This is a genomic window from Cognatishimia sp. WU-CL00825 (assembly GCF_040364665.1).
In the GTDB taxonomy this organism is placed as follows: domain Bacteria; phylum Pseudomonadota; class Alphaproteobacteria; order Rhodobacterales; family Rhodobacteraceae; genus Cognatishimia.
In genome coordinates this window covers 1,575,866-1,602,386 of record NZ_BAABWX010000001.1, presented here as the reverse complement: position 1 = coordinate 1,602,386, position 26,521 = coordinate 1,575,866, and the positions used below count along the sequence as shown (strand labels likewise).

The following is a 26,521-nucleotide window of genomic DNA, read 5'->3' as shown; positions in this document are numbered from 1 at the left end:
GTTGTGTAATTTTTATAATTAAAAATTTAATAGGCGCGCATCACCCCGAAAACAAGGTGGAAATCACCGCTTAAAGTAGAGTCAAATCGGTCACAGGCCCGCATTAGAATGTACTTTTTCTAGTTGTTGGTTCGAATTTCTGTATTCATTGCACAAGGAACATGGTGAATCGTTGAGAGATGATTGAAAAATTTGGGCTTATATTGGTTTTGGCGAGTCTTTTCGGCGCAGCAGGCGTCGCGCTTGCCGAGTCGCCTTCGCCATTTCCCAAGTTTCAGGCCAAACGCCTAAAGCCGCCTCAAGCTGGCAGTACCAAATTGATTCAGGTGCAGATAGACGAAGTCAAAAAAACGGCCCCCTCCACACCAACGCCCGATCAGCCAAATGTAAGCGAAGTTGGCGCAACGGATGGCGCAAATTGGTTTTGGGGTGCGCCACTGCTCAAGGACGCCTCAGCAGGTCCCTTTAGATTAGAACAAGCCCTTAAGGTGTTGTCGTCTGAAGTTGGACGCGCCGCAATCGCCGCCCCAAGATTACAACAGATGCAGCAACTCGCCCAAAGCGTCGGCACAGAGGTTTTGATTGCGACCGTAGGAACAGAAGTGTCACCGGCCTTAGCTTTGGCGGTCATCTATGTCGAGTCGTCGGGTAAAGCGGATGCGATCAGTTCGGCTGGCGCGCAGGGGTTGATGCAATTGATGCCAGCTACTGCGGAACGATTTGGCGTGGTCGATGCGTTAGATGTGTCGCAAAACATCAAAGGGGGCGTGGCTTACCTGGACTTTTTGATGCGTCACTTTGAAGGCGACCCACTTTTGGTACTTGCCGGCTATAATGCCGGAGAGAACGCCGTTATGAAAAAAGGGGGCGTGCCGTCTTACCCTGAAACGCGGGCCTATGTGCCAAAAGTCCTAAGCGCCTATTCCGTGGCAAAAGGCCTGTGTATTACGCCACCTCTTTTGGCGAGTGATGGTTGTGTGTTTGCGGCCTTGAATAAATAACCTAGCAATTTGGGACATTCACCGCCAACCCACCTAGGGAGGTTTCTTTATACTTTTCGTGCATGTCGGCCCCTGTTTGGCGCATGGTTTCTATCACCGAATCCAATGGCACCAAATGCTGTCCATCTCCGCGCATCGCCAAAGAAGCCGCCGAGACGGCCTTGATCGCGCCCAAGCCATTGCGCTCGATACATGGGACTTGCACTAAACCTTTGACCGGATCACAGGTCATGCCTAGGTGGTGTTCAAGTGCGATTTCGGCGGCATTTTCGATTTGTTCGGGCGTTCCCCCCAAAACAGCGCAGAACCCAGCTGCTGCCATTGCAGAGGCCGAGCCAACTTCCGCTTGGCAACCGGCTTCTGCACCGGAAATCGATGCATTGAATTTGACAAGCCCGCCTATAGCCGCCGCGGTTAAAAGAAACTCATCGATCCGCGTGACCGTTGCGCCTGGCACGTGATCCAGCCAGTAACGGATCACCGATGGCAAAACCCCAGCGGCACCATTTGTTGGGGCAGTGACAACCTGACCGCCAGCAGCATTTTCTTCATTCACGGCCATCGCATAAGCACTCATCCAATCATTGATCGTGTGCGGTGCTGTTAAGTTCATGCCGCGCTCTGCCAGAAGGGATCGATGAATGTCTTTGGCGCGCCGTTTTACGTTTAGCCCACCGGGCAAAATACCACCGGTCTCAAGGCCGCGATTAATACAGTCATTCATGACCTGCCAAATACGGGTGCATCCAGCTTGAAGTTCGGTTGCGCCACTGCGAGACACTTCGTTTGCCTTTTTCATTTGAGCAATGCTTTTGCCCGAACGTTCGGCCATTTGCAGCATTTCAACAGCGGATTTGAAGGGGTAGGGAACTGGCGCGCCTTCGTCGGTGGTCTTCCCGTCCGCCAATTCGTCGGCAGTTACCACAAAGCCGCCGCCAATCGAATAATACGTTTCTTGCAGAATGATGTCGCCCTGGGAATCTGTCGCCATCAATATCATGCCATTTGCATGGCCTTCCAATGCAGGGCCAAAATCAAACCGCAAATCTTCTTTTGGATCAAACTGCAAAACGCTCAATCCATCCGGTGTGATTGTAGCGGACTCTGCGATATCTTTTAGTGTGCTTTCTGCTTTGTCGTGATCATAGGTGTCTGGTGACAATCCGGCCAAGCCCAATATAGTGGCCCGATCTGTAGCATGACCCACGCCAGTGAAGGCCAAGGACCCGTGCAAGCTTGCCTTCACTCCATGGAAATGGAACGGGCTGGATCGCATCATGTCTAGAAAACGAGCCGCGGCAACCATCGGGCCCATTGTATGGGACGACGACGGGCCAACGCCAACTTTGAACATATCAAAAACAGACAAGAACATGGTTTTCCCCTACAACAATCCGACCCGTCACAAACTGTGCGATTCTTAACCTGTTTCCTATAGGAAACTTGATGCGAGCGGCAAGCATAGACTTTGGCAGGCCGCTGTCAGGGGAGGATTCTGGCATTATCCACTTTATCCAGCCCAAGATGGCAAATCTCTCTCGCGTGTTCACCGCTTCTTACCTATAACCACTGCAACCTGAATTTACGGAGTCGTCTCATGAGCTCAGAACTCTCTCCTATAGACAAAGCCAAATTTGTGGCCGCCAAAAAGGCCGTTGAATTCGTTGAAGACGGAATGCGCGTTGGATTGGGGACTGGGTCAACGGCAGCTTGGATGGTGCGCTGCCTTGGTGAAAGGGTGCGTGAAGAGGGTTTGAAAGTCCGAGGCGTTCCCACCTCAACCCGCACTGCGGACCTTGCGCGTGACGTCGGGATCGAGGTCGTGAGCTTGGATGCTGCGAAGTGGCTTGACCTCACAATTGATGGTGCCGACGAGTTTGACGGCGATCTGAATTTGATCAAAGGCGGCGGCGGTGCTTTGTTGCAGGAAAAGATTGTTGCGACAGCCAGCGACCAGATGATTGTCATTGCGGACATCGCCAAAGAAGTCGAAACGCTTGGTGCATTTCCTTTGCCGGTCGAGGTTATTCCCTTTGGCTGGCAAACCACACAAGCCCTGATCGAAGAAACGCTGGTGTCCATGGATGTCTTAGGGCGCTCGGCCTCGCTTCGGATGAATGGTGATCGTCCCTTTGTGACAGACGAAGGCAATCACATATTGGATTTGCATCTAAAGCGGATCGGTGATGCCCGTCAGATGGCTATGATTATGAATCAAATGCCCGGCGTTGTTGAAAATGGCCTGTTTATCGACATATGTGACAGAGTTGTGATCGGCTATGGGGATGGCAAGGTCGAAGTGCGAGACATAAATGCAGGAACGATAGAAGAGAATATGATGGATTTCGTCGAAAACGAAAATCTGTTCTCTGACCTGACGGACTGAGGATTAATATGAATTTTGACTACGATTTATTTGTCATCGGCGGTGGCTCTGGTGGTGTTAGAGCGGCGCGCGTGGCAGCACAAGGCGGTGCCAAAGTGGCGCTCGCAGAGGAAGACCGCTATGGTGGAACCTGTGTTATTCGCGGATGCGTGCCCAAAAAACTAATGGTATTTGCCAGCGAATACGCCGGAATGGTTGAAGATGCTCAGTCTTATGGCTGGGATATTCAACCTGGCGGGTTTAATTGGGAAACTTTCCGCGGCAAGCTTTACGCAGAGTTGGACCGGCTCGAAGCCGTTTATCGCAACATTCTTAAGAACAATGGCGTTGAAACCTTTGATCAACGTGCAAAACTTGCTGATGCGCATACGGTTGAGCTGGCCGACGGGACGCGGAAAACTGCGAAACATGTGTTGGTTGCGACAGGCGGCCGACCCGTCAAACCAGATCTGCCCGGTGCAGAGCTTGCAATCACCTCTAACGATATTTTCCATTTGAAAAAACTACCCGAGTCGATCCTGATCATTGGCGGGGGCTATATCGCGTCTGAATTTGCCGGTATCTTGAATGGTTTGGGCGTGAACACCACGCAATACTATCGCGGCGCACAGATTCTGCGTGGCTTTGACGACGAAGCTCGGGGCTTGGTTTGCGAAGAAATGTGTCAGCGCGGCGTAAACGTGCATTTGGGCACCAACATCTTGGAAATGCGCAAAGAAGGCGACAAGATCTGGGTGAAGGCAACCAACGGCGAAGAGAACCTGTTCGATCAGGTGATGTTTGCAACTGGGCGCGCACCTAATTCGGATGGCCTTGGGCTTGAAAACCTAGGTGTCGAGCTGGGCCGCAGAGGTCAGATTGTGGTGGATGATTATAGCCAAACGGCTGTGCCTTCGATCTACGCAATTGGTGATGTGACCGACCGGGTTAATCTGACCCCTGTAGCGATCCGCGAAGGCATGGCTTTCGTTGAAACTGTCTTTAATGGCAACCCAACAAAGCCAGACCACGAGTTGATTCCAACAGCGATTTTTACGCAGCCGGAAATGGGCACTGTAGGGCTTTCAGAAGAAGAAGCACGCGATCAAGAGCCAATCGAAGTCTATGCAACATCGTTCAAACCGATGCAGCAAAGCTTTGCAGGCCGCAGCGAGCGCGTACTGATGAAATTGATTGTCAGCCAAGAAAATCGCAAAGTTCTTGGTTGCCACATAGTCGCCCCTGGTGCAGGTGAAATGATCCAACTGGCTGGCATCGCCGTCAAAATGGGCGCAACAAAAGAAGATTTTGATCGGACGGTTGCGGTTCACCCAACAATGTCTGAGGAACTGGTTACAATGAAAACACCGACCCGCACGGGTTGATTTTCTTTGCGCACCACACAGGTTAGTGTGGTGCGTGATTGATTTACGGAAAGGGATAAACCTTTATGGCAGGCAATAGTGGCGGTCCTTGGGGCGGCGGCGGAAATCAGGGCGGCGATGACAAGCGCGGCAATAATGGCGATGGGCGTCGTCCGAAAGACGACGGCCCCCAGATACCTGACATCGACGATCTGATGAAAAAAGGTCAAGATCAGCTGCGTGTTCTGATGGGAGGCCGCGATGGCGGTGGCCGGTCAGGCGGCGGTAATTCTGGTGGCGGGCAGGGGCCCAGTCTTGGTAAAGGCACCATAGGCATCGCCCTTGTGGCGGCCGTTGTGGCTTGGGGATTCGCCAGCTTCTACCGCGTCGACTCATCAGAGCAATCTGTTGAATTGTTTTTGGGTGAGTATTCGGCAACCGGCAACCCGGGCCTGAACTTCGCGCCGTGGCCTTTGGTGACTGCTGAAGTTATCCCGGTGACGCGCGAACAAACCGAAGCGATTGGCGTGGGTGCACGTGGATCTGATGCTGGCCTGATGCTGACCGGCGATGAGAACATTGTTGATATTGATTTCCAAGTGGTTTGGAACATCAATGATCCAGCGCAGTTTTTGTTCAATCTGCGTGACGCACAATTGACGATCCGTGCTGTTGCTGAATCCGCGATGCGCGAGATTATTGCGCAATCAGAACTGGCTCCGATTTTGAACAGAGATCGTGCATCCATTGCTGACCGCCTCAAAGAGCTGATCCAAGTTACTCTGGACAGTTATGATTCTGGCGTGAACATCGTGCGTGTGAACCTCGACAAAGCCGATCCACCGCAGCAGGTGATCGATGCGTTCCGTGACGTTCAGGCCGCAGAGCAAGAACGCGACAGAACCCAGAAAGAAGCGGATGCTTACGCGAACTCAGTGCTTGCTGGCGCACGTGGTGAAGCCGCGCAGGTTTTAGAAGAAGCCGAAGGGTATCGCGCATTAGTTGTGAACCAAGCCGAAGGTGAAGCGAGCCGCTTTACCGCGATTCTGGAAGAGTACCGCAAAGCCCCTGAAGTAACACGTAAGCGATTGTATCTGGAAACTATGGAAGAAGTGCTTGGACGCGTTGACAAAATCATCATAGACGAACAGTCCTCTGGTCAAGGTGTCGTACCTTACCTGCCGCTCAACGAACTGAAAAAGGGGAATAACTGATGCGTAGATCTGCTTTTTTCCTGCCTGTTCTGGTCGCTGCAATTGCTGGGCTTTTGTCTTCTATCTTTATTGTGGACGAACGTGAAACCGCGCTGGTTTTGCAATTCGGTCGTGTGGATGATGTGAAAGAAGAGCCTGGTCTCTATTTCAAAATTCCGGTCATCCAAGAGGTGGTCACCTATGATGACCGTATTCTAAGCCGCGATGTTGAACCGCTTGAAGTCACACCGTTGGACGACCGTCGTTTGGTTGTCGATGCTTTTGCCCGTTACCGGATCGAAGATGCTGAACAGTTCCGTTTGGCTGTTGGTACTGGTGGCGAAGCGTTGGCCGCACGACGTCTAGACGGCATTTTGCGCGATGAATTGCGTGCGGTTCTAGGCTCGGTGTCATCCAATGACATTCTAAGTTCTGACCGGGCAGCTTTGATGTTGCGCATTCGGAACGGCGCAATTTTCGAAGCGAAAAACCTTGGGTTGGAAGTGATCGACGTTCGTCTAAAGCGAACCGATTTGCCACGCGAAAACCTGGATGCAACCTTCTCTCGTATGCGCGCAGAACGTGAACGCGAGGCCACTGATGAGCGCGCGCGCGGTCAAGAAGCGGCGCAACGTATTCGTGCGCAAGCGGATCGTACCGTTGTAGAGCTGGTGTCAGACGCCAAGCGTCAATCGGAAATCATCCGCGGTGAAGCAGATGCGACACGAAGCGCGGTCTTTGCGGAAGCCTATGGATCAGACCAAGAGTTTTTCCGGTTCTACCGGTCTTTGGAAGCCTATCGTGGGTCATTGCTAGAAAGCAATTCAACTATGGTTATGTCGCCAGACAGTGAATTTTTCGACTATTTGAAGTCCGACACAGGAGCGCAATAATCGCGCCAATTTCCTAGCCATAGGGCTGTAAATGATTAGCAGGGGGCTGGCCAATGGGCTGGCCCCTTTGTTTATGAAATTGTCTGTAACCGTCTCAGAAATGGTATGTGCTTCACGGCATTAGATTGCCTGCCATTACAAAATGGGCAAATCGGCGGCTTACGCTGCTTGCGACAGATTAATTTCGCGCGCTGTGATCCGGTTTTGTTTCATGCGAGCCCGCGCGAAAATCTATTGAAATCACCTTCGAGGCGTTCAGAGGTTGCGTTTTCGTCGCCCTGAGTGCGCTTTCTAAATGGTTTTGTACGTCAACTTGTCCAGTCAATTTTGCATGGCTGATGAGCAAAGGTAATATCTCAGCCAGGGCGTCTTTGGGATCGGACTTTGATTGGTACATCGTTTCGACGGCCCGTTGCGACATTAGAAAATGTGCCTGTAATATCGGAAAATTACAGTATCTGGCCAATTCAATCATGTCGTCTAATTTCTTAGTAAACCAGCTGTGCATGGGAATATCCAACTTGTTATGTGAGGAAATTGAACATTTATTAATAATTATGAAATAGTTTCAATTTGATCCTTTCCAAATATGTTTCCCAAAGCAACATTAAAATAGTTAATTATTGATAAATTTTATTTACACCTTTGATATATCGAGGTTTCAGCACCAGGAATTCATTGCCTGATTTGGCTTATTGTTTGAAATCGACTACTTTTCTGCATCACAATCCATTCACAAGCATTTGAAGCTTTTCACTTGATATTGCGATGGGCATGATGCGCCCTATGTTAATGTATAGTCGACGGCGTATTGGGGGCGCGGTCGAAAAAACAATCAAACCAAAGGAGATTTGGGAGTGAGATCATACGCCGTTTCCGTTCCAGAATTCAGTAAACAGCAAATGCGCGCTATGTGGCTATCAGCATTGGGCCTTATGTTCCTGATTGCACAGGCCGTAGCTGCTCAGGCCCGGCCTGACAGTTTTGCGGACCTTGCAGAACAAGTGAGCCCTGCAGTTGTCAACATCACCACCTCGACCGTTGTTGCCAGCCAGACTGGCCCGCGTGGCATTGTCCCCGAAGGCAGCCCGTTTGAAGATTTTTTCAGAGAGTTTCAGGACCGCCAAGGCGAAGGTGATGGAGATGGTAACCGACCACGCCGTAGCTCCGCGCTGGGATCGGGATTTGTCATTTCCGAAGATGGCTATGTTGTCACTAACAACCACGTGATTGACGGGGCCGACGAAATTCTAATCGAATTCTTCTCTGGCGAAGAACTTCCGGCGACAGTGGTTGGCAAAGATCCGAATACAGATATTGCCTTGTTAAAAGTAGAGAGCGAACAGCCTCTGGCTTTTGTCAGTTTTGGCGATAGTGATCTGTCCCGGGTTGGGGATTGGGTCATGGCGGTTGGCAACCCACTTGGTCAGGGTTTTTCTGTTTCTGCGGGCATTGTGTCCGCTCGCAACAGGGCGCTTTCAGGCACCTATGACGACTACATTCAAACAGATGCAGCCATCAACCGTGGCAATTCTGGTGGACCACTGTTCAATCTGGATGGCGAAGTCGTCGGCGTGAATACGGCGATCTTGTCTCCTAATGGAGGTTCCATCGGGATTGGCTTTTCAATGGCGTCTAATGTTGTCACCCGGGTTATTGATCAGCTGAAGGAATTTGGCGAGACACGGCGCGGCTGGTTGGGCGTGCGCATTCAAAATGTCACCGAAGACATGGTTGAGGCCGTTGAAGGATTGGAAGCGGCCGCTGGCGCGATGGTAACAGATGTCCCCACAGGCCCTGCAGAGGAGGCCGGCATCGAAGCGGGGGACGTGATCCTTAGTTTTGATGGCAAAGATGTTGCAGATGTACGTGGCCTTGTACGCGAAGTTGGCAACACAGAGGTTGGCAAAGCCGTGCGGGTTGTTGTCCTGCGCGACGGAAAAACGCAAACTCTAAAGGTAACTTTGGGACGTCGCGAAGAAGCCGAAACAGCCGTACCAGCTGTTGCTCAGGTAACACCAGAAGAGCCAATCCAGAAAGAAGTCTTAGGGTTGACAGTCACCCCGGTCACCCAAGCGTTGCGCGATGAACTTGGGCTCGATGCGGATGCAACCGGATTGGTGTTGCAAGACGTTTCAGAAACGTCCAAAGCCTATGAAAAAGGATTGCGGGCAGGTGATCTTCTAGTGGAAGCCAGCCAGCAAAAACTGCTGTCGATTTCCGATCTTGAAGCGCGCATTCAAGACGCCAAGGATGGGGGGCGCAAGTCGATCCTCTTGCTGGTGCGCCGCGGTGGTGAGCCCCGGTTTGTTGCGCTCGCACTTGATGAATAAGGCAAAGATCTAGCGCACTTTGAACAGATCTGGGGGGCATCCAAGTGGTGCCCCTTTTGTATTTTTGACGGCGTGCATTTGATGCCTTTTATGGGCTGTCAGGGCTGTCAGGGCTGCGGGGCACGGCGACAAGCCCAAGCTGGCGTGCTGTTTCAAGCGCCAAAATACCCGAATTCAACCCCTGTTCGTTTTGATAGCGGCGAATGGCGGCGCGGGTTTTTGCATCCATATTGCCCGAGATGGACCCGCGATAGTATTTTCGAGCCTTCAATGCTCGTTGCAGGCTTTCGGTGAAATCGATCGTCAACACATCGAGGCAAGGCGTTTCAAACCAAGTTTCACGACGCTCGCGCACAATGCGTTGCACGGTTTCGGTTTTGTAAACCGCCGGTGTTAAGACACTGCCATCAGACAATATCTCTGCCGGTTGCAACAATATTTGCTCGGTCACAGTTTCAAAGATCGCAGGGCTGACTGATTTACCCCAACAACTCCCAGGCCGCGCGCCAGGCGGCCCCTTTTCAAATCGTTGCACTATGTCAGGCTCGTTAAATGCCGCCAGATCAGGTGGCGCGACAGACGCTATCGTACAGGCATTCAGTCCCAAGACGATGGCAGTAGCGAATAAGAGACGATCTGTCATTCTGTGCCCTGTTTTTGGCCCGTGCAATGGTTGCGAATGTTGTGACACTTGTAGCGGGTTTTGCAACCTCTCAAAAGCCTATAGGCAGATTTCCTGCATTCGGCTTTGATTGACGGCGTTCGGCACGGAAAATGCCTGCGTGTGGTCAAAGGCATGGTCGAAATACCGTAAAAAAAAGACCTTCATGTCGCAAGCGTTATCAAAAACTGTCTAAAAGGGCTGGCGTGGCACCCAGAGCGCCATTAGGTAGATTGCAAGATTTGCAAGGGAAGAAACGAGCGATGGCAAAAATCACCTACGTTGAATTTAGCGGTACCGAGCACACAGTGGACGTGGCCGATGGTCTGACCGTTATGGAAGGCGCAAGAGATAACAACATTCCAGGCATCGAAGCCGATTGCGGCGGTGCCTGTGCCTGTTCAACCTGTCATGTTTATGTCGACGCGGCTTGGGTCGAAAAGCTGCCATCCATGGACGATATGGAAGAAGACATGCTGGATTTTGCCTTTGAGCCGGACATGGCGCGCTCGCGCCTAACCTGCCAGCTCAAAGTCTCAGCAGAGCTTGATGGCCTGAAAGTATTCATGCCCGAAAAACAAATCTGATGGGGCTGCGCCACATGTTGCAAATCCTAGTGGGGTCACGCACTGCGTGCCGTGCCACCCGTGGAGAGCAGCTGTGGTCGCAACCGCTCGGCTTGGCAGTCATCCTGACGCTGGCTCTCTTTGGGCAGACCGCGTCAGCCGACATCACCAGCGCGCGCTATACCGACCCAACGACACGCTACGCCCATGGCGTGTTGGGGGACACGGTTGAATGGGGCACTTTGGAATTGCGCCTCAGCAACGGTGCGCGTCGCCGTCTTGTTTTACCCAAAAACCGAGTTTTCGAAGACCTGTCCCCAAGACTTGTTGATGTTGATGGCGACAACGCTCCCGAAGTCATTGTGGTTGAAAGCAGTCAGACCGAGGGCGCGCGTCTGGCGATTTATGGCGCGGATGGGCTGATCGCAGCCACGCCATTTATCGGGCAACGCAATCGGTGGCTTGCACCCGTTGGGGCGGCAGATCTAGATGGCGATGGCTTGATTGAGATCGCCTATGTCGACCGGCCGCATCTCGCCAAGACTTTGCGGGTTTGGCGCTTTAAGAACACCACGCTTACCCAGATTGCCACGCAGAAGAACATCACCAATCATCGCATCGGCCAAGATTTCATCACCGGTGGCATACGTGACTGCGGTCAGCGTCCTGAAATGGTGGTCCTTAAAGGTGATTGGTCACAGGTTCTGTCACTGAGCCTGAGCAAACAGGGCCAACTTAAGACAAAGGTTCTAGGATCTTTTGAGGGGCCAGACAGTGTTGCGCAGCTTATGCGCTGCCCATAGCCGGGCCTAAATTTGGCTTGTTCTTGATCTAAATACCCATTTTTTTTGGCGCGACGCAACAGCCCCGCACCAAATCTGAAGTTTACAAAGCACGCCAACCAATATCGCGGCGGTAAAATCCGCCCGGCCAGTCAATGCTCTCAACCATGGCATAGGCGCGATCCCGTGCCTCTTGCAACGTGTCACCGCGGGCGGTCACATTCAAAACCCGGCCACCTACAGCCAAAATATTGCCAGCATCTTCTTTTGTACCCGCATGGAATACATAGTTCTTACTGTCTTCCGGCAAGCTTGCCAGTGCTTTGATTTCAGAGCCTTTTTCATAAGCTCCAGGATATCCGTTGGCCGCCATCACAATGGTAATCGCGTGGTCCTGTGCCCAGTTCACTTGCGCGTCAGACAACCGCCCTTCAGCGGCGGCATGCATCAGGTCAAACGCTTGTGCGCCCAGACGCATCATCAAGACCTGGCATTCTGGATCTCCAAAGCGCACGTTATATTCCACAAGCCGTGGTTGCCCGTCTTTGATCATCAATCCCACGTAAAGCACGCCCTGATATGGGGTGCCACGGTTGGCCATTTCGGCCATTGTCGGCTTTACGATTTCATCCAGAGCCTTTTGTTCTATCTCTGCTGACAGAACCGGCGCGGGTGAATAGGCCCCCATGCCACCGGTATTGGGGCCAGTATCGCCTTCACCAACGCGTTTGTGGTCCTGGGCGGTGCCAATCGACAATATATCTTCGCCATCAACCAATACAAACAAGGAAGCTTCCTCGCCATCCATGAATTCTTCGATGACAACTTCGGCACCGGCTCCGCCAAAACTGCCACTAAACATATCATCAACAGCGGCCAGCGCCTCTGCTTCTTGCATTGCAACGATGACGCCTTTGCCAGCGGCAAGCCCGTCTGCTTTTACCACGATTGGCGCGCCTTCTTTGCGGATATAGGCTTTGGCAGCCTCAGCATCCGTAAAGTGACCGTACCCGGCTGTTGGGGCATTGGCCGCAACACAGATCTCTTTGGTAAAGTTCTTTGACGCTTCTAGTTCTGCTGCGGCTTCCGAGGGGCCAAATACCAAGATCCCTGCGTCACGCAAACGGTCGGCAACGCCCTTTGCCAAGGGTGCTTCAGGACCGATGATCACAAAATCAATGGCGTTTTCTTCGACGAAGTTAGCAACCGCTCCACCGTTTTCAATATCAAGGGTTGCGCAGTCAGCGATCTGGGCAATACCGGCATTACCGGGCGCTACGATCAGTCGGTCGCATTTTGGATTTTGCTTGACCGCCCATGCCAAAGCATGTTCCCGACCGCCGCTACCGAGGATAAGAATGTTCATCAGGTGCCCTTCCGCTTGGCCTTCCGTTCCGGGCGTTCTAAGCTGGTAAAGCACATTCATCAAGCGAGGCCGGATGTCAGATTTGTTTGACGACCCTAGAGAGGGCGAAAATGCCCCGGAATTTTCTGTCACAGAGCTTTCTGGTGCAATAAAACGGGTGATCGAAGGCAATTTTGGCCATGTGCGAATCCGTGCCGAGATTGGGCGCGTGTCTTATCCGCGATCCGGTCACATCTATCTTGACCTCAAAGATGAAAAATCTGTCATTGCCACTGTGATCTGGAAAGGGGTGGCTTCCAAGTTGCCCATGCGCCCCGAAGAGGGCATGGAAGTCGTGGCCACAGGGCGGATCACGACGTTTGGCGGGCAATCCAAATACCAACTGGTCATCGAAGACATGAAACCAGCGGGCGTCGGCGCTTTGATGGCAATGTTGGAAAAACGCAAATTGCAATTGGCTGGCGAAGGCTTGTTTGATGCGTCACACAAACAACCGTTGCCCTATTTGCCCGAAGTAATCGGCGTTGTAACCTCGCCTTCTGGCGCGGTTATTCGCGATATTCTGCATCGTCTACGCGATCGGTTCCCGCGCAAAGTGCTGATTTGGCCCGTGGCAGTGCAGGGCGATAAATGCGCCCCGGAAGTCACCCGTGGCATTCAGGGTTTTAATGCCCTGTCAAAAGGCGGGGCCTTGCCGCGTCCGGATCTGATAATTGTGGCGCGGGGGGGCGGCAGCCTCGAAGACCTTTGGGGGTTTAACGAAGAAAGCGTTGTTCGGGCTGCGGCTGCTTCTGAAATTCCGCTGATCTCTGCGGTTGGGCACGAAACAGACACCACACTGATAGATTTTGCGTCTGACAAACGTGCGCCGACACCGACCGCAGCAGCCGAACTTGCGGTGCCTGTGCGTCTTGAATTGCTAAGTTGGGTGGATGAACAAACCGCCCGTATGACGCGGGCGCTGACGTCAGGCGTCGCGCAGCGCGGTCAGCGTTTGCGCGACCTGTCACGGGCATTGCCGCGCGCTGACACTTTGCTGGAAGGACCAAACCAAAGACTGGATCGAGCCAGTGAAAAACTGCCAGTAGCTCTGCGCGCCATGGTGGACAAACGACGTTTGATATTAACTGAAACGGCAGCATCCTTGCGCCCTGCCAACTTACAACGAGCCGTTGCTGCAAAGCGCGAATCTTTGGGCCGGCGCGCTGACCGTTTGTCGATCCGTCCGATCCAGCGCGACATTGATCAAAAACAGAAAAACCTGCACGCTTTGGTGCAGCGCTTTGAGGGGGCTGCTAAAACCCAAACCAAGGCTTGGGCGGATCGGCTCGACGCTCTAGAGCGGTTGCGTAAAACACTGGGCTATGAGGCAACTTTAGAGCGCGGCTATGCGGTCGTTTGGGACGGTGACGAGATTGTGAAATCTACAAAGGCCGCAGCCAAGGCCAAGGCGATTGAAATTCAATTTGCAGATGGGCGCTTTGCCCTAGAACAAGGCGCGCAAGTTGCTGTCAAGAAAAAGACAAAGAAACCGAAGAAACCAGATCAAGGCAGCCTGTTCTAAACACCGATCTCGGGCCCAAAACACAGCATTTCATCTGCAGAGTTTTGAACCTCTTGCAAAGTGGTTTGCGGGCCCTCGCCAGTGAATTTGGCGGTCAGGCCACCGTCATCCAGAAAAAAGTGCCAGCATTGCGGCACCGACGGGTTGGCCTCATAGACAAAGCAGATTTCGGACCCATCCGCATACCAATGGCCTTCCTGGCACTGGTCGCCAAAATCCGACCAGCGCACGCGACGGCGATCAAAGTATTTTTCTGCCCCGTATCGTTGTCCTTGGGATGAATAGAATACCGTTTTGCCACGGGTATAAAGATCAAAGGCATCGGCGGTCATTGGGGTTTCCGCAACGACGGGTGTTGCAATAACCGTCAGTACAAGTAAGCGTATTAGATTGCGCATGCACCTATGCTGCCAAAGAGCAAAACCAATTGCCAGCCTTTCTTGCAGTCATCAGTCACTCACCACTTCGGAAATGCCTGTAACCTCTTTGGCGCGTGGGTCCATCATATGCCGCCACAATGGCGGAACAAGCGCCACAAGTCCCATGGCCGGCAAAGATTTGGGCAACACAGGCATGATGTCATCATCTAAACGCAACGCGGTGAAGTTCCGGTTTGGGTTCATGTGATGGTCCGAATGACGCGGCACATTCATCATCATTGCAGAGGAAAATGTGTGTGGTGCGTTCCAAGAATGTTTGGGGCCAACAGGTTCCAGTTTACCATTCGCCAGACGTCGACGCTGCAGGCCATAGTGCTGGATATAATCACTCGCAAGATGCTGCAGCGTGGCATAAAGGCAGACTGCCAACAACGCCGCAAAGCCTGCCCACCCAGCCACGATAAACGATAAGATCACAGTGATACCAGAGCCAAGCAAATAGCCCCAATAGGGATGGGTCCACCAAGCCCGCGGTGTCTGCGCTTTGGCGCGCGCATTGTTTTCAGCTTTTAAGCCACGCAGAAACGAACCGACCCAGGCGCGAGGCCAAAACCGATAAACGCTTTCGCCAAGACGCGCCGTATTGGGGTCGTTCCAACTGGCCACAAAGATATGATGCACCTTGGTATGTGCCGAAGCATGGTGTCCAAACAACAAAGTGGTATAGATCGCCACGCCCAAGCGGCGCATCCAACGCGAGTTCTTATGAATAAGCTCGTGCGCATTGGCGTTGGACACTTGGCCAAAAAACTGGCCAAACAGCACGAAGCACACAATGCGTTCCCACCAATTCAATCCGGTCATGCCTGACAAGGCTAATACAGCAATGAACACCAGTGCCAAATGGGTAAACCCCAGAAAGATCGACAAAGATTCGCCTGCCGGAAACTCGCCGTCTGCGTTTTTGCGCGCAGCGGCCCCGTGGATCAGTTTATCCATCGTAAAGACGAAAATTGTCATGTAGACCAACGCGACCAAACTCACCGGGCCACCCAAAAAGCCGGACAGCGCCAGCAGGATGACCGGGACAACTGTTGCTAGATTGAACCACAACATAAGCAAGACCTCCGAAAGTGCGCGTTCCGATATAGGTTTGACGTGTAATTTAGGAAATTTTGCGACGTGTAAATGGTCTCTGCAAGGTATTGCAACGCATTTGCACGCAGGTTTGTCGTTTTTTGCCTTCGGTCGTAAAATCAGTTGCCTATAATACCCAAAAAACAAAGGCGGACATCTGAATGGCACTCGACGAACGCAAAGGCGTCTGGAAATCTGGCAAAGGCAAAGGGCGTCATACGCCCAAGGGACGTCAGCTTGATGACCAAGCACATTCCGAGGTCTTAGCTCTGCTGGCGGACCAACCCCGTCGCCGCGATCTGCTGATCGAGTTTTTGCACCTGATACAAGACGAATTCGGACATATTTCCGCAGCGCACATCCGTGCTTTGGCCGAGGAAATGCGCATCGGGCAAGCCGAAGTATTTGAAGTTGCAAGCTTTTATGCTCATTTTGACGTTGTTAAAGAAGCAGAGACCCCACCACCCGCCTTAACGATCCGCGTTTGCGACTCCTTGTCATGCGAATTGGCCGGTGCAGAGCAGCTAAAAAATGCGCTTCAAGACGGGATGGATCCAACCCAAGTGCGCGTGCTGCGCGCGCCCTGCATGGGGCGCTGTGATACTGCGCCTGTTCTTGAAATTGGCCACAATCATATCGATAACGCAACCGTCGACAAAGTGCAGGACGCAATCTCGAGCGCCGACACCCATGCGCGAATCCCAGCTTACGAACCTTTTGCAGATTATGTGGCAAAGGGCGGCTATGCTTGCCTGAGCGATCTACGTGAAAACGGCGATTGGGAGGATGTACAGGCAAAGTTGAAAGAGGCTGGTCTGCGCGGTCTTGGCGGCGCGGGGTTCCCTTCCGGTACAAAGTGGGGATTTGTGCGCGCCAATTCCGGGCCACGGTATCTGGCAGTGAATGGTGACGAAGGCGAGCCCGGCACATTCAAAGATCGTTATTATCTAGAGCGCACGCCACATCTCTTCTTCGAAGGCATGTTGATCGCCGCTTGGGCCGTCGAAGCAGAAAAAGCTTTCATCTATATGCGCGACGAATACCCAGCCGTGCTCGAAATCCTGCGCCGTGAAATCAAGGCATTAGAAGATGCAGGTATCGTCGAACCCGGATATATCGACCTACGCCGTGGGGCAGGTGCCTATATCTGTGGCGAAGAATCCGCCATGATTGAATCAATCGAAGGCAAGCGCGGCGAACCGCGGCATCGTCCGCCATTTGTGGCGCAAGTTGGCATTTTTGGTCAGCCAACATTGGTGCATAACGTTGAAACTCTGCATTGGGTCGCAAAAATCAACCGTGATGGGCCAGAGTGTCTAAACAGCATTGAAAAAAATGGCCGCACTGGCCTGCGCAGCTACTCGGTCTCGGGCCGTGTGAAGAATCCAGGCGTCCATCTATTGCCGGCAGGATCGACCATTACCGATATCATTGCGGCTTGCGGTGGCATGTTAGATGGCCATACCTTCAAGGCTTTCCAACCCGGCGGTCCGTCTTCGGGGCTGCTTCCGGCCAGCATGCATGACATTCCATTGGATTTTGACACGCTGCAGCCGCATGGCACATTCATCGGGTCCGCAGCAGTTGTTGTCCTGTCCGACAAAGACAGCGCCAAACAGGCGGCCTTGAATATGCTGCGCTTCTTTGAAGATGAAAGTTGCGGGCAATGCACACCGTGTCGTGTGGGCTGTGAAAAAGCGGTCAAGTTGATGTCCAAGGATAAATGGGACACCGCACTGCTCGAAGAGCTTTCTGTCGCAATGATCGATACATCGATTTGCGGCTTGGGGCAGGCTGCTCCGAACCCAATCCGGCTGACAATCAAGCATTTCCCGGATGAAATATAGTCGCCACACTTAATCCGGACGGCACGGCACCGGTGCTTCGCGGCACCTGCCAAAACCAAACAGTCCGCGCGTTACTTTTTGGCGCGCGAATCTTTATACACTTGCATAGTCTAAGGTCAGACATGCAAAAGGGCTTAGATGACTGTTCTTCAAGAAATTGCGCTGCGGCAAAGCCTCACTTATGCAGGCTTTGTAACGGCGGCGGTGCTTGCACTGCTTTACGCAGGTTTGCTGAGCTATCGACCGACCTCGATCCATAGATCTGTTGCGGTTGTGTTGCCAACGATGGGGCTTTTGGTGGCGGCATTTGCAAATTTCGCCGCGCCGCTCATCCTGATTGCCCTCGGCATTGCGGTGCTCACCGACGCTGCTCTTAGTCGCAGATCTAAGCCTGGCTGGCAAAGCGCATCTATCGGGATTCTAGTACTGCAAGCGCTTTATTTTATTCACTTTTTGACGCGATCTAGCTTTCAAGACTTACATGTTTTACCCGCGGGTGTTGTGATCGGTGTCGCGCTTTTGCTCGACATCAACCTGCGCAAACTTGGATGTGACCTTAAGGATCCTTTGCGGGTGCAAGGGGCTCTTGCTGCTGGCGTTTTGCTTGCAGCTTTGTGCCTGCCTAACAACCCACTAGCGATCTTGGGTGCGGGCGCATTGTTATTGTCTGTCCAGTTGCGCGCAGTCATTCAATTGCGTTTGACAAGTCCCAACCGCGCCCTCATTCCTACAGCCATGGCCCTTTGGTTTCTGACCTTTGTGGCAAATGCCGCAATCCTTGCAGGTGCAGGTTTCGCTCAGCCACTCTTTTCAATCTGATCAATCCACATTACTTGGGAATAACCCACTACCGGAGATACAAATGGCGTTTTTCTCAAAGCTCAAAGACCGGCTGTTTAAATCCTCTTCCCGTCTGGAAGAAGGGCTTGATGCCATTGTGCAAGACGGTGGAGAGCCCGAGCCGCAAGAGGCATCGCAAAGCGAGACAACTGCGCAACCAAAACCAGACGAAACCGTTAGCAATCTAACAGCGCCAGTGTCCCCGGAACCAAGTTTGGATGCAGCTTCGATCAAAAACGCAGATCCAGAGCCGGCCACAAGCGTGGCAAGCGATCCTGAACCCACCGCAGCAAAACCCGGTTTCTTGGGGCGTCTTGCAGGTAAAACAACCCCTGCCAAACCCGTGCAAAAGCGTATCTTGGACGATGATATGCTCGAGCAGCTCGAAGAGTTGCTGATTGCCTCGGATATGGGCGTAGACACAGCATTGCGCGTCACGGCAAATATCGCCGAGGGGCGCTTTGGCAAACGTCTGTCCACTGCGGAAATCAAGCAAATTCTAGGCCAGGAAATCGCGCGCATCATGGAGCCGGTTGCCAAACCTCTGCCGCTCTATCCGCAAAAACCCCAAGTTGTTTTGGTCGTTGGCGTCAACGGGTCTGGCAAAACCACCACGATCGGAAAGCTAGCAAGCCAATTCAAAGAGGCGGGCAAATCGGTTGTGATTGCCGCTGGTGATACTTTTCGCGCCGCTGCTGTCGAACAATTGCAAGTCTGGGGTGACCGCGCGGGTGTGCCAGTTCTCACCGCTCCCGAAGGCTCAGATCCTGCGAGCCTCGCTTTTGATGCGATGAGCAAAGCCCAGGACATGGGCGCAGATCTTTTGATGATCGACACTGCGGGCCGTTTGCAAAATCGTGCGGATTTGATGGAAGAACTATCCAAAATCGTCAGGGTGATCCGTAAGAAAGACGAGACCGCGCCGCACAACACGCTACTAGTTCTGGACGCAACAACGGGTCAAAACGCGCTTAATCAGGTCAAAACATTCCAAGACCTTGCCGATGTGTCTGGCTTGGTGATGACCAAACTTGACGGTACAGCCAAAGGCGGTGTGCTTGTGGCGCTGGCTGATAAGTTTGGCCTGCCCATTCACGCCATCGGTGTTGGGGAAAAAATCGATGACTTGTCGCCCTTTGATCCCCAGGAATTCGCTGCGGCACTGACAGGTCAAAGCAGCAGCTGATTTGTGCTGATCAAAATACCACTGTTCCTCCCCTGGTCTTGACACTCTGGGTTAGGGCAGCCCCCAAAAGAGGCACAAATGAGCGATTGGTTGATCTCACTGGAAGGCACTGAAGCCGGCCATCAATTGGCGCTTATCCTTGCGGTGTCCGCGGCCTTTTTACACGCGGTTTTTGGCGCATTGCAAAAGGGGCGGCACGATCCCTGGCTGACGCGCGGGGCGATTGATTTCAGCTATGCTCTTATGGCTGCACCCTTTGCACTTTTTGTGGTGCCTTGGCCGGAACCCTATATGTGGCCAATATTTTTTGGCGCATTTGTCATTCATGTTGCCTACAAGGTGTTGCAGGCCTTTGCCTATACAAAAGGTTCATATACTGTTGTCTACCCAGTGGTGCGCGGCACCGGCCCGTTGTTTGCCGTCATCGGGGCCTATCTGATTTTTGACGAAACCTTCAGCCTCGTGCAGTGGTTGGGTGTAGGCGTTTTGCTGGCAGGTATCTTTGGGCTGGCAGTTTATAATTTAATATTTCTTCAAGCCGAGCGCGCGACATTGCCTGCCGCGCTGATGCTGGCGCTTTTGACTGGTGTATTTGTGGCGCTTTACACAACCTATGACGCCTATGGCATTCGCGCCACGGCGGACCCCTTTACCTTTCTAGCATGGTTCTTTCTGATCGACGGCTTGGTGATGCCGCCAATTGCCGTGCTGAAATACCGGAAAATGGCCTATCCTCCGGCGTTGCCACCGTTGATGTTGCGTGGATTTATTGGCGGGCTTGTGGCTTTTGCAAGTTTTGGGTCGATCATGCTGGCCACGCGGCTGGACAAAGTGGGCGAAGCGGCAGTCCTGCGCGAGACCTCGACGGTCTTTGCGGCTCTTATTGGTTGGTTGGTGCTAAAAGAAACGGTTGGGCCAAGGCGTATCGCATTGATGGCTTTGATCGCGGTTGGTGCCGTGATAGTTGAACTCGGCGGTTAAATACCCACATGACAAATACGCGCGACAAGGAATGCAAAATGGCCGGCAAGAAAATCAACCCAATGCTCAAATCAGCGCTCGAACTTGGGCCAATTATCCTGTTCTTTGTCGGCTATATCAAATTGCGCGCGCAAAACTTTGTCATTGGTGGAACAGAATATGAAGGCTTTATCGTCGTCACCGCTGCTTTCATTCCACTGCTAGCCCTCTCAACACTGATTTTGTGGCGTCTTACGGGGCATATTTCAAAAATGCAGATCGCCACCCTGGTTCTGGTGACAGTGTTTGGCGGGCTTTCAGTGTGGCTGAACGATGATCGGTTTTTCAAGATGAAACCAACCATGATCTATCTGTTATTTGGGGGCGCTTTGGGCCTGGGTCTTTTGCGCGGCAAAAGCTATTTGAAATATGTAATGGAAGAAGTCCTTCCGTTGCAGGACGAAGGATGGATGTTGCTAACCAAGCGCGTCACGACGTTCTTTATTGGTCTGGCGATCCTCAACGAGATCGTCTGGCGCACCCAATCCACCGACACTTGGGTTTATTTCAAAACATTTGGTCTCAGCGCTGCGGTCTTTGTATTCTTCATGACGCAAAGTGGGATTTTTACCAAATACGCCCTCGACAAAGAGCAAGGCTGACATCTGGATAGTCCTTTTTCAAAGGGTTAATCGCCAAACAAAGTGTCAACCACCCAGCTGTCAGAGCGATCTGCACGCAAATCTGCGTGCAGCGCCCGCCCTGCGCGCACTGCCGGTCGGGCCCAGACGTCGTTCAACCAACGCCGCATATGCGGTTTGTCATCCAGAGTCTGTTCTTGTCCCTGCCACAACGAGGCCCAGGTCCAGATCGACATGTCGGCTATGGAGAATTCCGCACCAGCGACATATTGGTTTTTTGCGAGCTGCCGGTCCAAAACGCCATAAAGCCGAGCCGTTTCGTTGCGGTAGCGGTCCTTGGCGTAGGCGATATCATGTGGTGCGTATTTCAAGAAGTGATGCGTCTGCCCAGCCATTGGTCCAAGCCCGCCCATTTGCCACATCAGCCATTGGTCAACCTGGATGCGCTCGCGCTCGGTTGCGCCATAGAACTTGCCGGTTTTCCGTGCGAGGTACTGCAGAATAGCGCCGCTCTCAAATACCGATATAGGCGCTGAATCTGGGCCTTTGGGGTCCACAATTGCAGGCATGCGATTGTTAGGAGACATCTTCAGGAAGGCCGTCTTGAATTGATCCCCCTTGCCAATATCAATCAAGTGGCAATGATACGGCAACCCCATCTCCTCCAGCGCTATCGAGATTTTCCAGCCGTTGGGTGTTGGCCAATAGTAAAGATCAATCGGGGGCATAGTGGCTCCTGGGTAGACGGTCTAAAATTGTTTGGTACGTCAGCCATATGTTTGCGCAACGGCCCTGCGATTGACAATGCCAAGCTAACTTCTTTTTGATCCCATTTTCTAACTTTGACCGCCCTGCGTTCAAACCAATGCTAAAGGACCAAAGACGCAACAGTATTGACCCTGACCGCGCAGCGCAGTAAAGCCAGCAGTGTGGCGATTTGTTTACCGGATTGCGGGCCACGTGGCTGTTAAATGCCCAAATACCGCTAAAGAGGTCAGGACGATAAGGACCCCCTTACGCTTGGCCGTAATGGGGTTTTTTGTTGCGCAAATGCGCACATAGGAGATGAGATGAGCGACTGGAACAAACGTACAAAGCTTGTGCACGGCGGCATTCGTCGCAGTCAGTATAACGAAGTCAGCGAAGCGATCTTTCTGACGCAGGGCTTTGTGTATGAAAACGCGGAACAGGCAGAGGCGCGGTTTATCGAATCCGGCCCTGACGAATTCATCTATGCGCGCTACGGCAATCCAACTGTATCGATGTTTGAACAGCGTATCGCCCTGCTTGAAGGCACAGAAGATGCTTTTGCAGCAGCTTCCGGTATGGCGGCGGTAAATGGTGCGTTGACCTCTTTGGTGAAGTCTGGCGATCATGTGGTGTCTGCCAAGGCATTGTTTGGATCCTGCCTGCATATCTTGGAAAATATTCTCGCAAATTTTGGCGTTGAAATCACCTTTGTGGACGGCACAAATCTGGACGAATGGCGCGCGGCCGTGCGGCCTGACACCAAGGTCTGCTTCTTTGAATCCATGTCCAACCCGACACTTGAAGTCATTGACATCGCTGGAGTTGCTGAAATCGCGCATTCGGTTGGCGCGACCGTTGTGGTCGATAATGTTTTTTCCACACCAGTGTTTTCTAAGGCTGTGGAACAAGGCGCCGATGTCATTGTCTATTCTGCCACCAAACATATCGACGGGCAGGGGCGTGCTCTGGGCGGTGTGGTTCTTGGTACCAAGGATTACATCCGTGGCACGCTTGAACCCTATATGAAACACACCGGCGGTTCTCTGTCGCCATTTAACGCTTGGGTGATGCTTAAAGGCCTTGAAACCATCGACTTGCGGGTGCGCGCGCAAGCTGAAACGGCTCAAAAAATTGCCGAGGCCGTCGAAGGCAACGAAGCGCTGTTGCGTGCAATTTATCCCGGTCTGAAAAACCATGCCCAAAACGCCTTGGTTCAGACCCAACTGGGCGGCAAGGGCGGCACGGTTCTGTCTTTGGACATCAAAGGCGGCAAGGATGCGGCGTTTAAGTTCTTGAACGCGCTGACAATCCCGGTGATTTCCAACAATTTGGGGGACGCAAAAACCATCGTGACACATCCAGCGACCACAACCCATCAACGACTAAGTGACGAACAAAAAGTCGATCTGGGCATCAACCCGGGTTTGATCCGCTTTTCGGTTGGCTTAGAAGATGACCGCGATCTGATTGCCGATGTTCTACAGGCGCTAGAAGCCTCTCAGGCCTAAGACAATTCGATTAGCGACAAGAAAACATCTGCCCTCTGGGTGGGTGTTTTTTTGTTTCCGCCAATGAGGCCGTTTTTGTCGTTTTCCGCTACCCATTGTGGCTAAATTGGCATTTTATGGCGCTTACCATTAAGCTAGGAATGCGTAGGTCGGCAAAAGGGTATCTCCATGAACATTCAGTCACCCAAAGGTGGATCGCCGGTCAGCCGGACCGAGGCCAAAAGCGCCTTAGAGCAATTGCGTGTTTGGGCCAAAACGGCCACGCCTACTGAAATCGCAGAGCTTGATCCCGCTATCGCGCGCCTGTTGCCGGGGCGCGAGGTTATGAATTACCCTGAACTGTCGCGCACCTACACGGATGATTTTACCGTTACCGATGCCTACAAGGCCAGCTTACCTGACCTGCAGAACGGCCCCACAAGCCTGATTAAAGGGGCCAAAAAACAAATCCAACACGTTGGCATTTCAAATTTCCGGCTGCCCATAAGTTACCGCACGCGCGAAGGTGGCGATGTTACGTTGGAAACCTCGGTGACCGGCACAGTCAGTCTAGAAGAGGACAAAAAGGGCATCAACATGTCCCGGATCATGCGGTCTTTTTACAAACATGCTGAAAAGACCTTCAGTTTCGAGGTGCTGGAACATGCGCTGGCTGATTACAAAGCTGATCTGGAAAGCTTTGATGCCCGTATTCAGATGCGCTTTCGCTATCCCATGAAAATTGAATCTTTACGCTCGGGTCTAGAAGGCTACCAGTATTATGATCTGGCCATGGAAAAGGTCGAAGTCGACGGCAAGGCGCTGAAAATCATGCATCTTGATTACGTCTATTCCTCGACCTGTCCGTGTTCATTGGAATTGTCCGAACACGCGCGTCAATCACGTGGCCAGCTTGCGACACCGCATTCTCAGCGGTCAGTGGCGCGCATTTCAGTAGTAACAACCCCCATTCAACGGCTGTGGTTTGAAGATCTGATCGAAATGGCCCGCTGCGCGGTGCCAACCGAAACCCAAGTCATGGTGAAACGCGAAGACGAACAGGCATTCGCAGAGCTTAACGCGGCCAACCCAATTTTTGTCGAGGATGCTGCGCGGCTCTTTTGCCACGAGTTGCAACAAGATGATCGCATTGGCGATTTTCGGGTGATTGCCAGCCATCAAGAAAGCCTGCACAGCCATGATGCGGTGTCGATCCTCACAGAGGGCGACACTTTTGTTGGCAATTCGATTGATCCAAAATTATTCACCACGCTGTTCCACGTCGGCTAAATTCCCGGAGCGCCCTATGCATCGCATTCTTTGTCTTGTGGCCCTTTGCGCTACCCCGGTGTTTGCACAGGATATTGATTGCGAAAACGCGATGACGCAACAAGCAATGAATCAATGTGCCCATTTGGAATGGCAGGCTGCTGACCAAGATCTGAATCTGGCCTATGGCATAGCTATGGCCCAGGCAAAGTCTCAGGACGCCTACATCAGTCAAACCGATATTCCCGCCGCAACGCTGCTGAGGAACGCTCAACGCGCATGGATCGATTTCCGTGACAAAGCCTGTGCGCTTGAAGGCACCATCGCGAGAGGCGGGTCGATGCAACCCTTGCTGTATTGGTCCTGTTTTGCCCGGGAAACTCGGCAACGCACCGAAAGCTTGCGCTTGTTTGGTGAAGTTAACTAAGCCGTGCCCCCGCCAGTGCTTGACACCGCACGGCAACCACGCCAACCCTGCACAGAATGTTTGATCTAAGACCCGTTGGATATGTGATTGGCCTGTTGGTCGCGATGCTTGGGCTCACCATGTTGATGCCCATGGCGATTGATATTGCCGAGGGGCGGGGGCATTGGCCCGCATTCCTGCAAAGCGCGCTTTTGACAGTGCTCGTCGGCGGGCTTGTTTCTTTGTCCTGTCAAAGTGGCAACCGGACTGGTTTGAACCTGCAACAGACGTTTTTATTAACCACTGGTGTCTGGCTGGCCTTGCCGTTGTTTGGCGCGCTGCCCTTTATGTTGGGTGACACAGAGGCCCGCTTTGTTGACGCGTTTTTCGAAGCCATGTCCGGCCTGACAACCACTGGATCAACCGTCTTTTCTGGTCTTGACGAATTGCCCAAAGGTCTGTTGCTGTGGCGCGGTATTCTGCAATGGCTTGGTGGCATTGGCATTATTGTTGTTGCCATGGTTTTCTTGCCCGAACTACGTGTCGGCGGCATGCAGATTTTTCGATCAGAAGGCTTTGATACCTTTGGGAAAATCCTGCCGCGCGCCACAGCGATTTCCAGCCAAATCTCCGTAATCTATGTCACGCTGACCTTTGTGTGTTTTCTCGCCTACTTGATGACTGGCATGAATTCATTTGATGCCACAGTGCATGCGTTCACCACCATCGCCACCGGGGGGTTTGCGAATTACGACGCCTCGTTTGGCGCGTTCAAGGGCGGCGGGGAATATGTTGCGTCACTCTTTATGCTGCTCGCCGCATTGCCCTTTGTACGCTATGTGCAAATGGTCAACGGCTCCGCGCAGCCGCTGTTTCGTGACCGCCAAGTGCAGATGTTTTTTGCCACCATTATTGTTCTGGTGGTGACCACCTCGTTGGTGCTGTCCCTTGCGCAGGGTCGTGACATTGAACCGGCTTTCCGCCAAGCACTATTTAACATCACCTCGATCACCACAGGTACCGGCTATGCCAGTGCCAATTACATGACTTGGGGCAATTTCCTCATTGCTTTGATTTTCTTTGTGGGGCTAATCGGTGGCTGCGCTGGCTCAACCGCTTGCTCTATAAAAATCTTCCGCTATCAGCTGTTGTTTTCTGCCATCAAAGTTCAGATCCAGAAAATCCACTCGCCAAGCGGCATATTCACCCCGCGCTACAATGGCCGAAAAGTTGACGAAGATGTCCTGAACTCTGTGATGGTGTTTTTCGTCTTTTTCATTGTGACGCTCGGCGTTCTCGCGGTTTTACTGGGCATGACGGGATTGGATTTTGTCACGTCACTATCCGGGGCAGCAGCCGCGATTGCCAATATCGGCCCTGGATTGGGCGACACCATCGGGCCAGCCGGAAATTTTGCACCGCTAAATGATACCGCTAAGTGGCTTTTGTCGATTGGTATGCTGATTGGGCGGCTCGAATTATTGGCAGTTTACGCGATGTTGACACCCAACTTTTGGCGCGCTTAAACGA

General features: G+C 52.5%; 25 protein-coding genes. 18 read left to right on the top strand and 7 right to left on the bottom strand.

Annotated features, from left to right (window positions below; translation table 11 throughout):
* Positions 1-179 precede the first annotated feature (179 nt).
* Positions 180-1,001, top strand: a complete 822-nt coding sequence (locus tag ABXG94_RS07990) for a lytic transglycosylase domain-containing protein (RefSeq protein ID WP_353533371.1) — start codon at positions 180-182, stop codon at positions 999-1,001.
* Between the two features lies 1 nt (position 1,002).
* On the opposite strand, the gene ABXG94_RS07985 is transcribed toward ABXG94_RS07990, so the two are convergent.
* Positions 1,003-2,376 carry an L-serine ammonia-lyase gene (locus ABXG94_RS07985; RefSeq protein ID WP_353533369.1) on the bottom strand — a complete coding sequence of 458 codons (1,374 nt, stop codon included), beginning with the start codon at positions 2,374-2,376 and terminating at the stop codon, positions 1,003-1,005.
* Between the two features lie 222 nt (positions 2,377-2,598).
* On the opposite strand from ABXG94_RS07985, the gene rpiA reads away from it, so the two are divergent.
* The 4 genes from rpiA (at position 2,599) to hflC (ending at position 6,816) form a co-directional block, all read left to right on the top strand.
* Entirely contained in the window at positions 2,599-3,387 is a 789-nt protein-coding gene (gene rpiA / locus ABXG94_RS07980) for a ribose-5-phosphate isomerase RpiA (protein WP_353533368.1), read from the top strand.
* A gap of 8 nt (positions 3,388-3,395) precedes the next feature.
* On the top strand, positions 3,396-4,751 hold the full coding sequence (gene gor, locus ABXG94_RS07975) for a glutathione-disulfide reductase (protein ID WP_353533367.1): 1,356 nt from the start codon (positions 3,396-3,398) through the stop codon (positions 4,749-4,751).
* A gap of 65 nt (positions 4,752-4,816) precedes the next feature.
* Complete coding sequence (hflK, locus tag ABXG94_RS07970) at positions 4,817-5,944, top strand: FtsH protease activity modulator HflK (protein ID WP_353533366.1); 1,128 nt, start codon at positions 4,817-4,819, stop codon at positions 5,942-5,944.
* Complete coding sequence (hflC, locus tag ABXG94_RS07965) at positions 5,944-6,816, top strand: protease modulator HflC (RefSeq protein ID WP_353533364.1); 873 nt, start codon at positions 5,944-5,946, stop codon at positions 6,814-6,816. The genes hflK and hflC overlap by 1 nt, the downstream gene beginning before the upstream one ends.
* A gap of 178 nt (positions 6,817-6,994) precedes the next feature.
* Here hflC and ABXG94_RS07960 read toward each other — a convergent pair whose 3' ends face one another.
* Positions 6,995-7,324, bottom strand: coding sequence for a hypothetical protein (locus tag ABXG94_RS07960; RefSeq protein WP_353533363.1), 330 nt, complete (start codon positions 7,322-7,324; stop codon positions 6,995-6,997).
* A 394-nt stretch (positions 7,325-7,718) separates the two neighbouring features.
* Here ABXG94_RS07960 and ABXG94_RS07955 point away from each other — a divergent pair, with 394 nt between their 5' ends.
* Positions 7,719-9,149 (top strand): Do family serine endopeptidase, encoded by a 1,431-nt coding sequence (locus ABXG94_RS07955; RefSeq protein ID WP_353534024.1) that lies wholly within the window; start codon positions 7,719-7,721, stop codon positions 9,147-9,149.
* A gap of 88 nt (positions 9,150-9,237) precedes the next feature.
* Here the strand turns inward: ABXG94_RS07955 and ABXG94_RS07950 are convergent, their stop codons facing one another.
* Positions 9,238-9,792 (bottom strand): peptidoglycan-binding domain-containing protein, encoded by a 555-nt coding sequence (locus ABXG94_RS07950; protein ID WP_353533362.1) that lies wholly within the window; start codon positions 9,790-9,792, stop codon positions 9,238-9,240.
* Positions 9,793-10,073: 281 nt separating this feature from the next.
* Between ABXG94_RS07950 and ABXG94_RS07945 the strand changes: the two genes are divergently transcribed.
* Together ABXG94_RS07945 and ABXG94_RS07940 are read left to right on the top strand one after the other, a co-directional pair.
* Positions 10,074-10,397: a 2Fe-2S iron-sulfur cluster-binding protein gene (locus tag ABXG94_RS07945; RefSeq protein WP_353533360.1), complete on the top strand. Its 324-nt coding sequence runs from the start codon at positions 10,074-10,076 to the stop codon at positions 10,395-10,397.
* Between the two features lie 14 nt (positions 10,398-10,411).
* A complete protein-coding gene (locus tag ABXG94_RS07940; protein WP_353533359.1) occupies positions 10,412-11,179 on the top strand; it encodes an FG-GAP repeat domain-containing protein in 768 nt (255 codons plus the stop codon).
* A gap of 82 nt (positions 11,180-11,261) precedes the next feature.
* On the opposite strand, the gene purD is transcribed toward ABXG94_RS07940, so the two are convergent.
* On the bottom strand, positions 11,262-12,524 hold the full coding sequence (gene purD / locus ABXG94_RS07935; protein ID WP_353533358.1) for a phosphoribosylamine--glycine ligase: 1,263 nt from the start codon (positions 12,522-12,524) through the stop codon (positions 11,262-11,264).
* 73 nt (positions 12,525-12,597) lie between these two features.
* On the opposite strand from purD, the gene xseA reads away from it, so the two are divergent.
* Positions 12,598-14,088 carry an exodeoxyribonuclease VII large subunit gene (gene xseA / locus ABXG94_RS07930; protein WP_353533356.1) on the top strand — a complete coding sequence of 497 codons (1,491 nt, stop codon included), beginning with the start codon at positions 12,598-12,600 and terminating at the stop codon, positions 14,086-14,088.
* On the opposite strand, the gene ABXG94_RS07925 is transcribed toward xseA, so the two are convergent.
* Together ABXG94_RS07925 and ABXG94_RS07920 are read right to left on the bottom strand one after the other, a co-directional pair.
* Positions 14,085-14,486, bottom strand: a complete 402-nt coding sequence (locus tag ABXG94_RS07925; protein WP_353533355.1) for a hypothetical protein — start codon at positions 14,484-14,486, stop codon at positions 14,085-14,087. The two genes, xseA and ABXG94_RS07925, sit on opposite strands and share 4 nt — an antisense overlap.
* Before the next feature lie 51 nt (positions 14,487-14,537).
* The gene (locus ABXG94_RS07920) at positions 14,538-15,584 is read right to left on the bottom strand and encodes an alkane 1-monooxygenase (protein WP_353533354.1); all 1,047 of its coding nucleotides are present in this window, start codon (positions 15,582-15,584) and stop codon (positions 14,538-14,540) included.
* A gap of 182 nt (positions 15,585-15,766) precedes the next feature.
* On the opposite strand from ABXG94_RS07920, the gene ABXG94_RS07915 reads away from it, so the two are divergent.
* The 5 genes from ABXG94_RS07915 (at position 15,767) to ABXG94_RS07895 (ending at position 21,100) form a co-directional block, all read left to right on the top strand.
* Entirely contained in the window at positions 15,767-17,452 is a 1,686-nt protein-coding gene (locus tag ABXG94_RS07915; RefSeq protein WP_353533353.1) for an NAD(P)H-dependent oxidoreductase subunit E, read from the top strand.
* A 138-nt stretch (positions 17,453-17,590) separates the two neighbouring features.
* Complete coding sequence (locus ABXG94_RS07910; protein WP_353533352.1) at positions 17,591-18,271, top strand: hypothetical protein; 681 nt, start codon at positions 17,591-17,593, stop codon at positions 18,269-18,271.
* 43 nt (positions 18,272-18,314) lie between these two features.
* Entirely contained in the window at positions 18,315-19,478 is a 1,164-nt protein-coding gene (gene ftsY / locus ABXG94_RS07905; RefSeq protein ID WP_353533351.1) for a signal recognition particle-docking protein FtsY, read from the top strand.
* 78 nt (positions 19,479-19,556) lie between these two features.
* Positions 19,557-20,459, top strand: coding sequence for an EamA family transporter (locus tag ABXG94_RS07900; RefSeq protein WP_353533349.1), 903 nt, complete (start codon positions 19,557-19,559; stop codon positions 20,457-20,459).
* A 38-nt stretch (positions 20,460-20,497) separates the two neighbouring features.
* Positions 20,498-21,100, top strand: a complete 603-nt coding sequence (locus ABXG94_RS07895; protein ID WP_353533348.1) for an inner membrane-spanning protein YciB — start codon at positions 20,498-20,500, stop codon at positions 21,098-21,100.
* Positions 21,101-21,126: 26 nt separating this feature from the next.
* Here ABXG94_RS07895 and ABXG94_RS07890 read toward each other — a convergent pair whose 3' ends face one another.
* Positions 21,127-21,807: a glutathione S-transferase N-terminal domain-containing protein gene (locus ABXG94_RS07890; protein ID WP_353533346.1), complete on the bottom strand. Its 681-nt coding sequence runs from the start codon at positions 21,805-21,807 to the stop codon at positions 21,127-21,129.
* 342 nt (positions 21,808-22,149) lie between these two features.
* Between ABXG94_RS07890 and metZ the strand changes: the two genes are divergently transcribed.
* The 4 genes from metZ to ABXG94_RS07870 all read left to right on the top strand — a co-directional run bounded on the left by metZ (position 22,150) and on the right by ABXG94_RS07870 (position 26,517).
* Complete coding sequence (gene metZ / locus ABXG94_RS07885; protein WP_353533345.1) at positions 22,150-23,337, top strand: O-succinylhomoserine sulfhydrylase; 1,188 nt, start codon at positions 22,150-22,152, stop codon at positions 23,335-23,337.
* 168 nt (positions 23,338-23,505) lie between these two features.
* Positions 23,506-24,606: a GTP cyclohydrolase FolE2 gene (gene folE2 / locus ABXG94_RS07880; protein ID WP_353533344.1), complete on the top strand. Its 1,101-nt coding sequence runs from the start codon at positions 23,506-23,508 to the stop codon at positions 24,604-24,606.
* Positions 24,607-24,622: 16 nt separating this feature from the next.
* Entirely contained in the window at positions 24,623-25,012 is a 390-nt protein-coding gene (locus ABXG94_RS07875; RefSeq protein ID WP_353533343.1) for a lysozyme inhibitor LprI family protein, read from the top strand.
* Positions 25,013-25,068: 56 nt separating this feature from the next.
* Positions 25,069-26,517: a TrkH family potassium uptake protein gene (locus tag ABXG94_RS07870; protein WP_353533342.1), complete on the top strand. Its 1,449-nt coding sequence runs from the start codon at positions 25,069-25,071 to the stop codon at positions 26,515-26,517.
* Positions 26,518-26,521 lie beyond the last annotated feature (4 nt).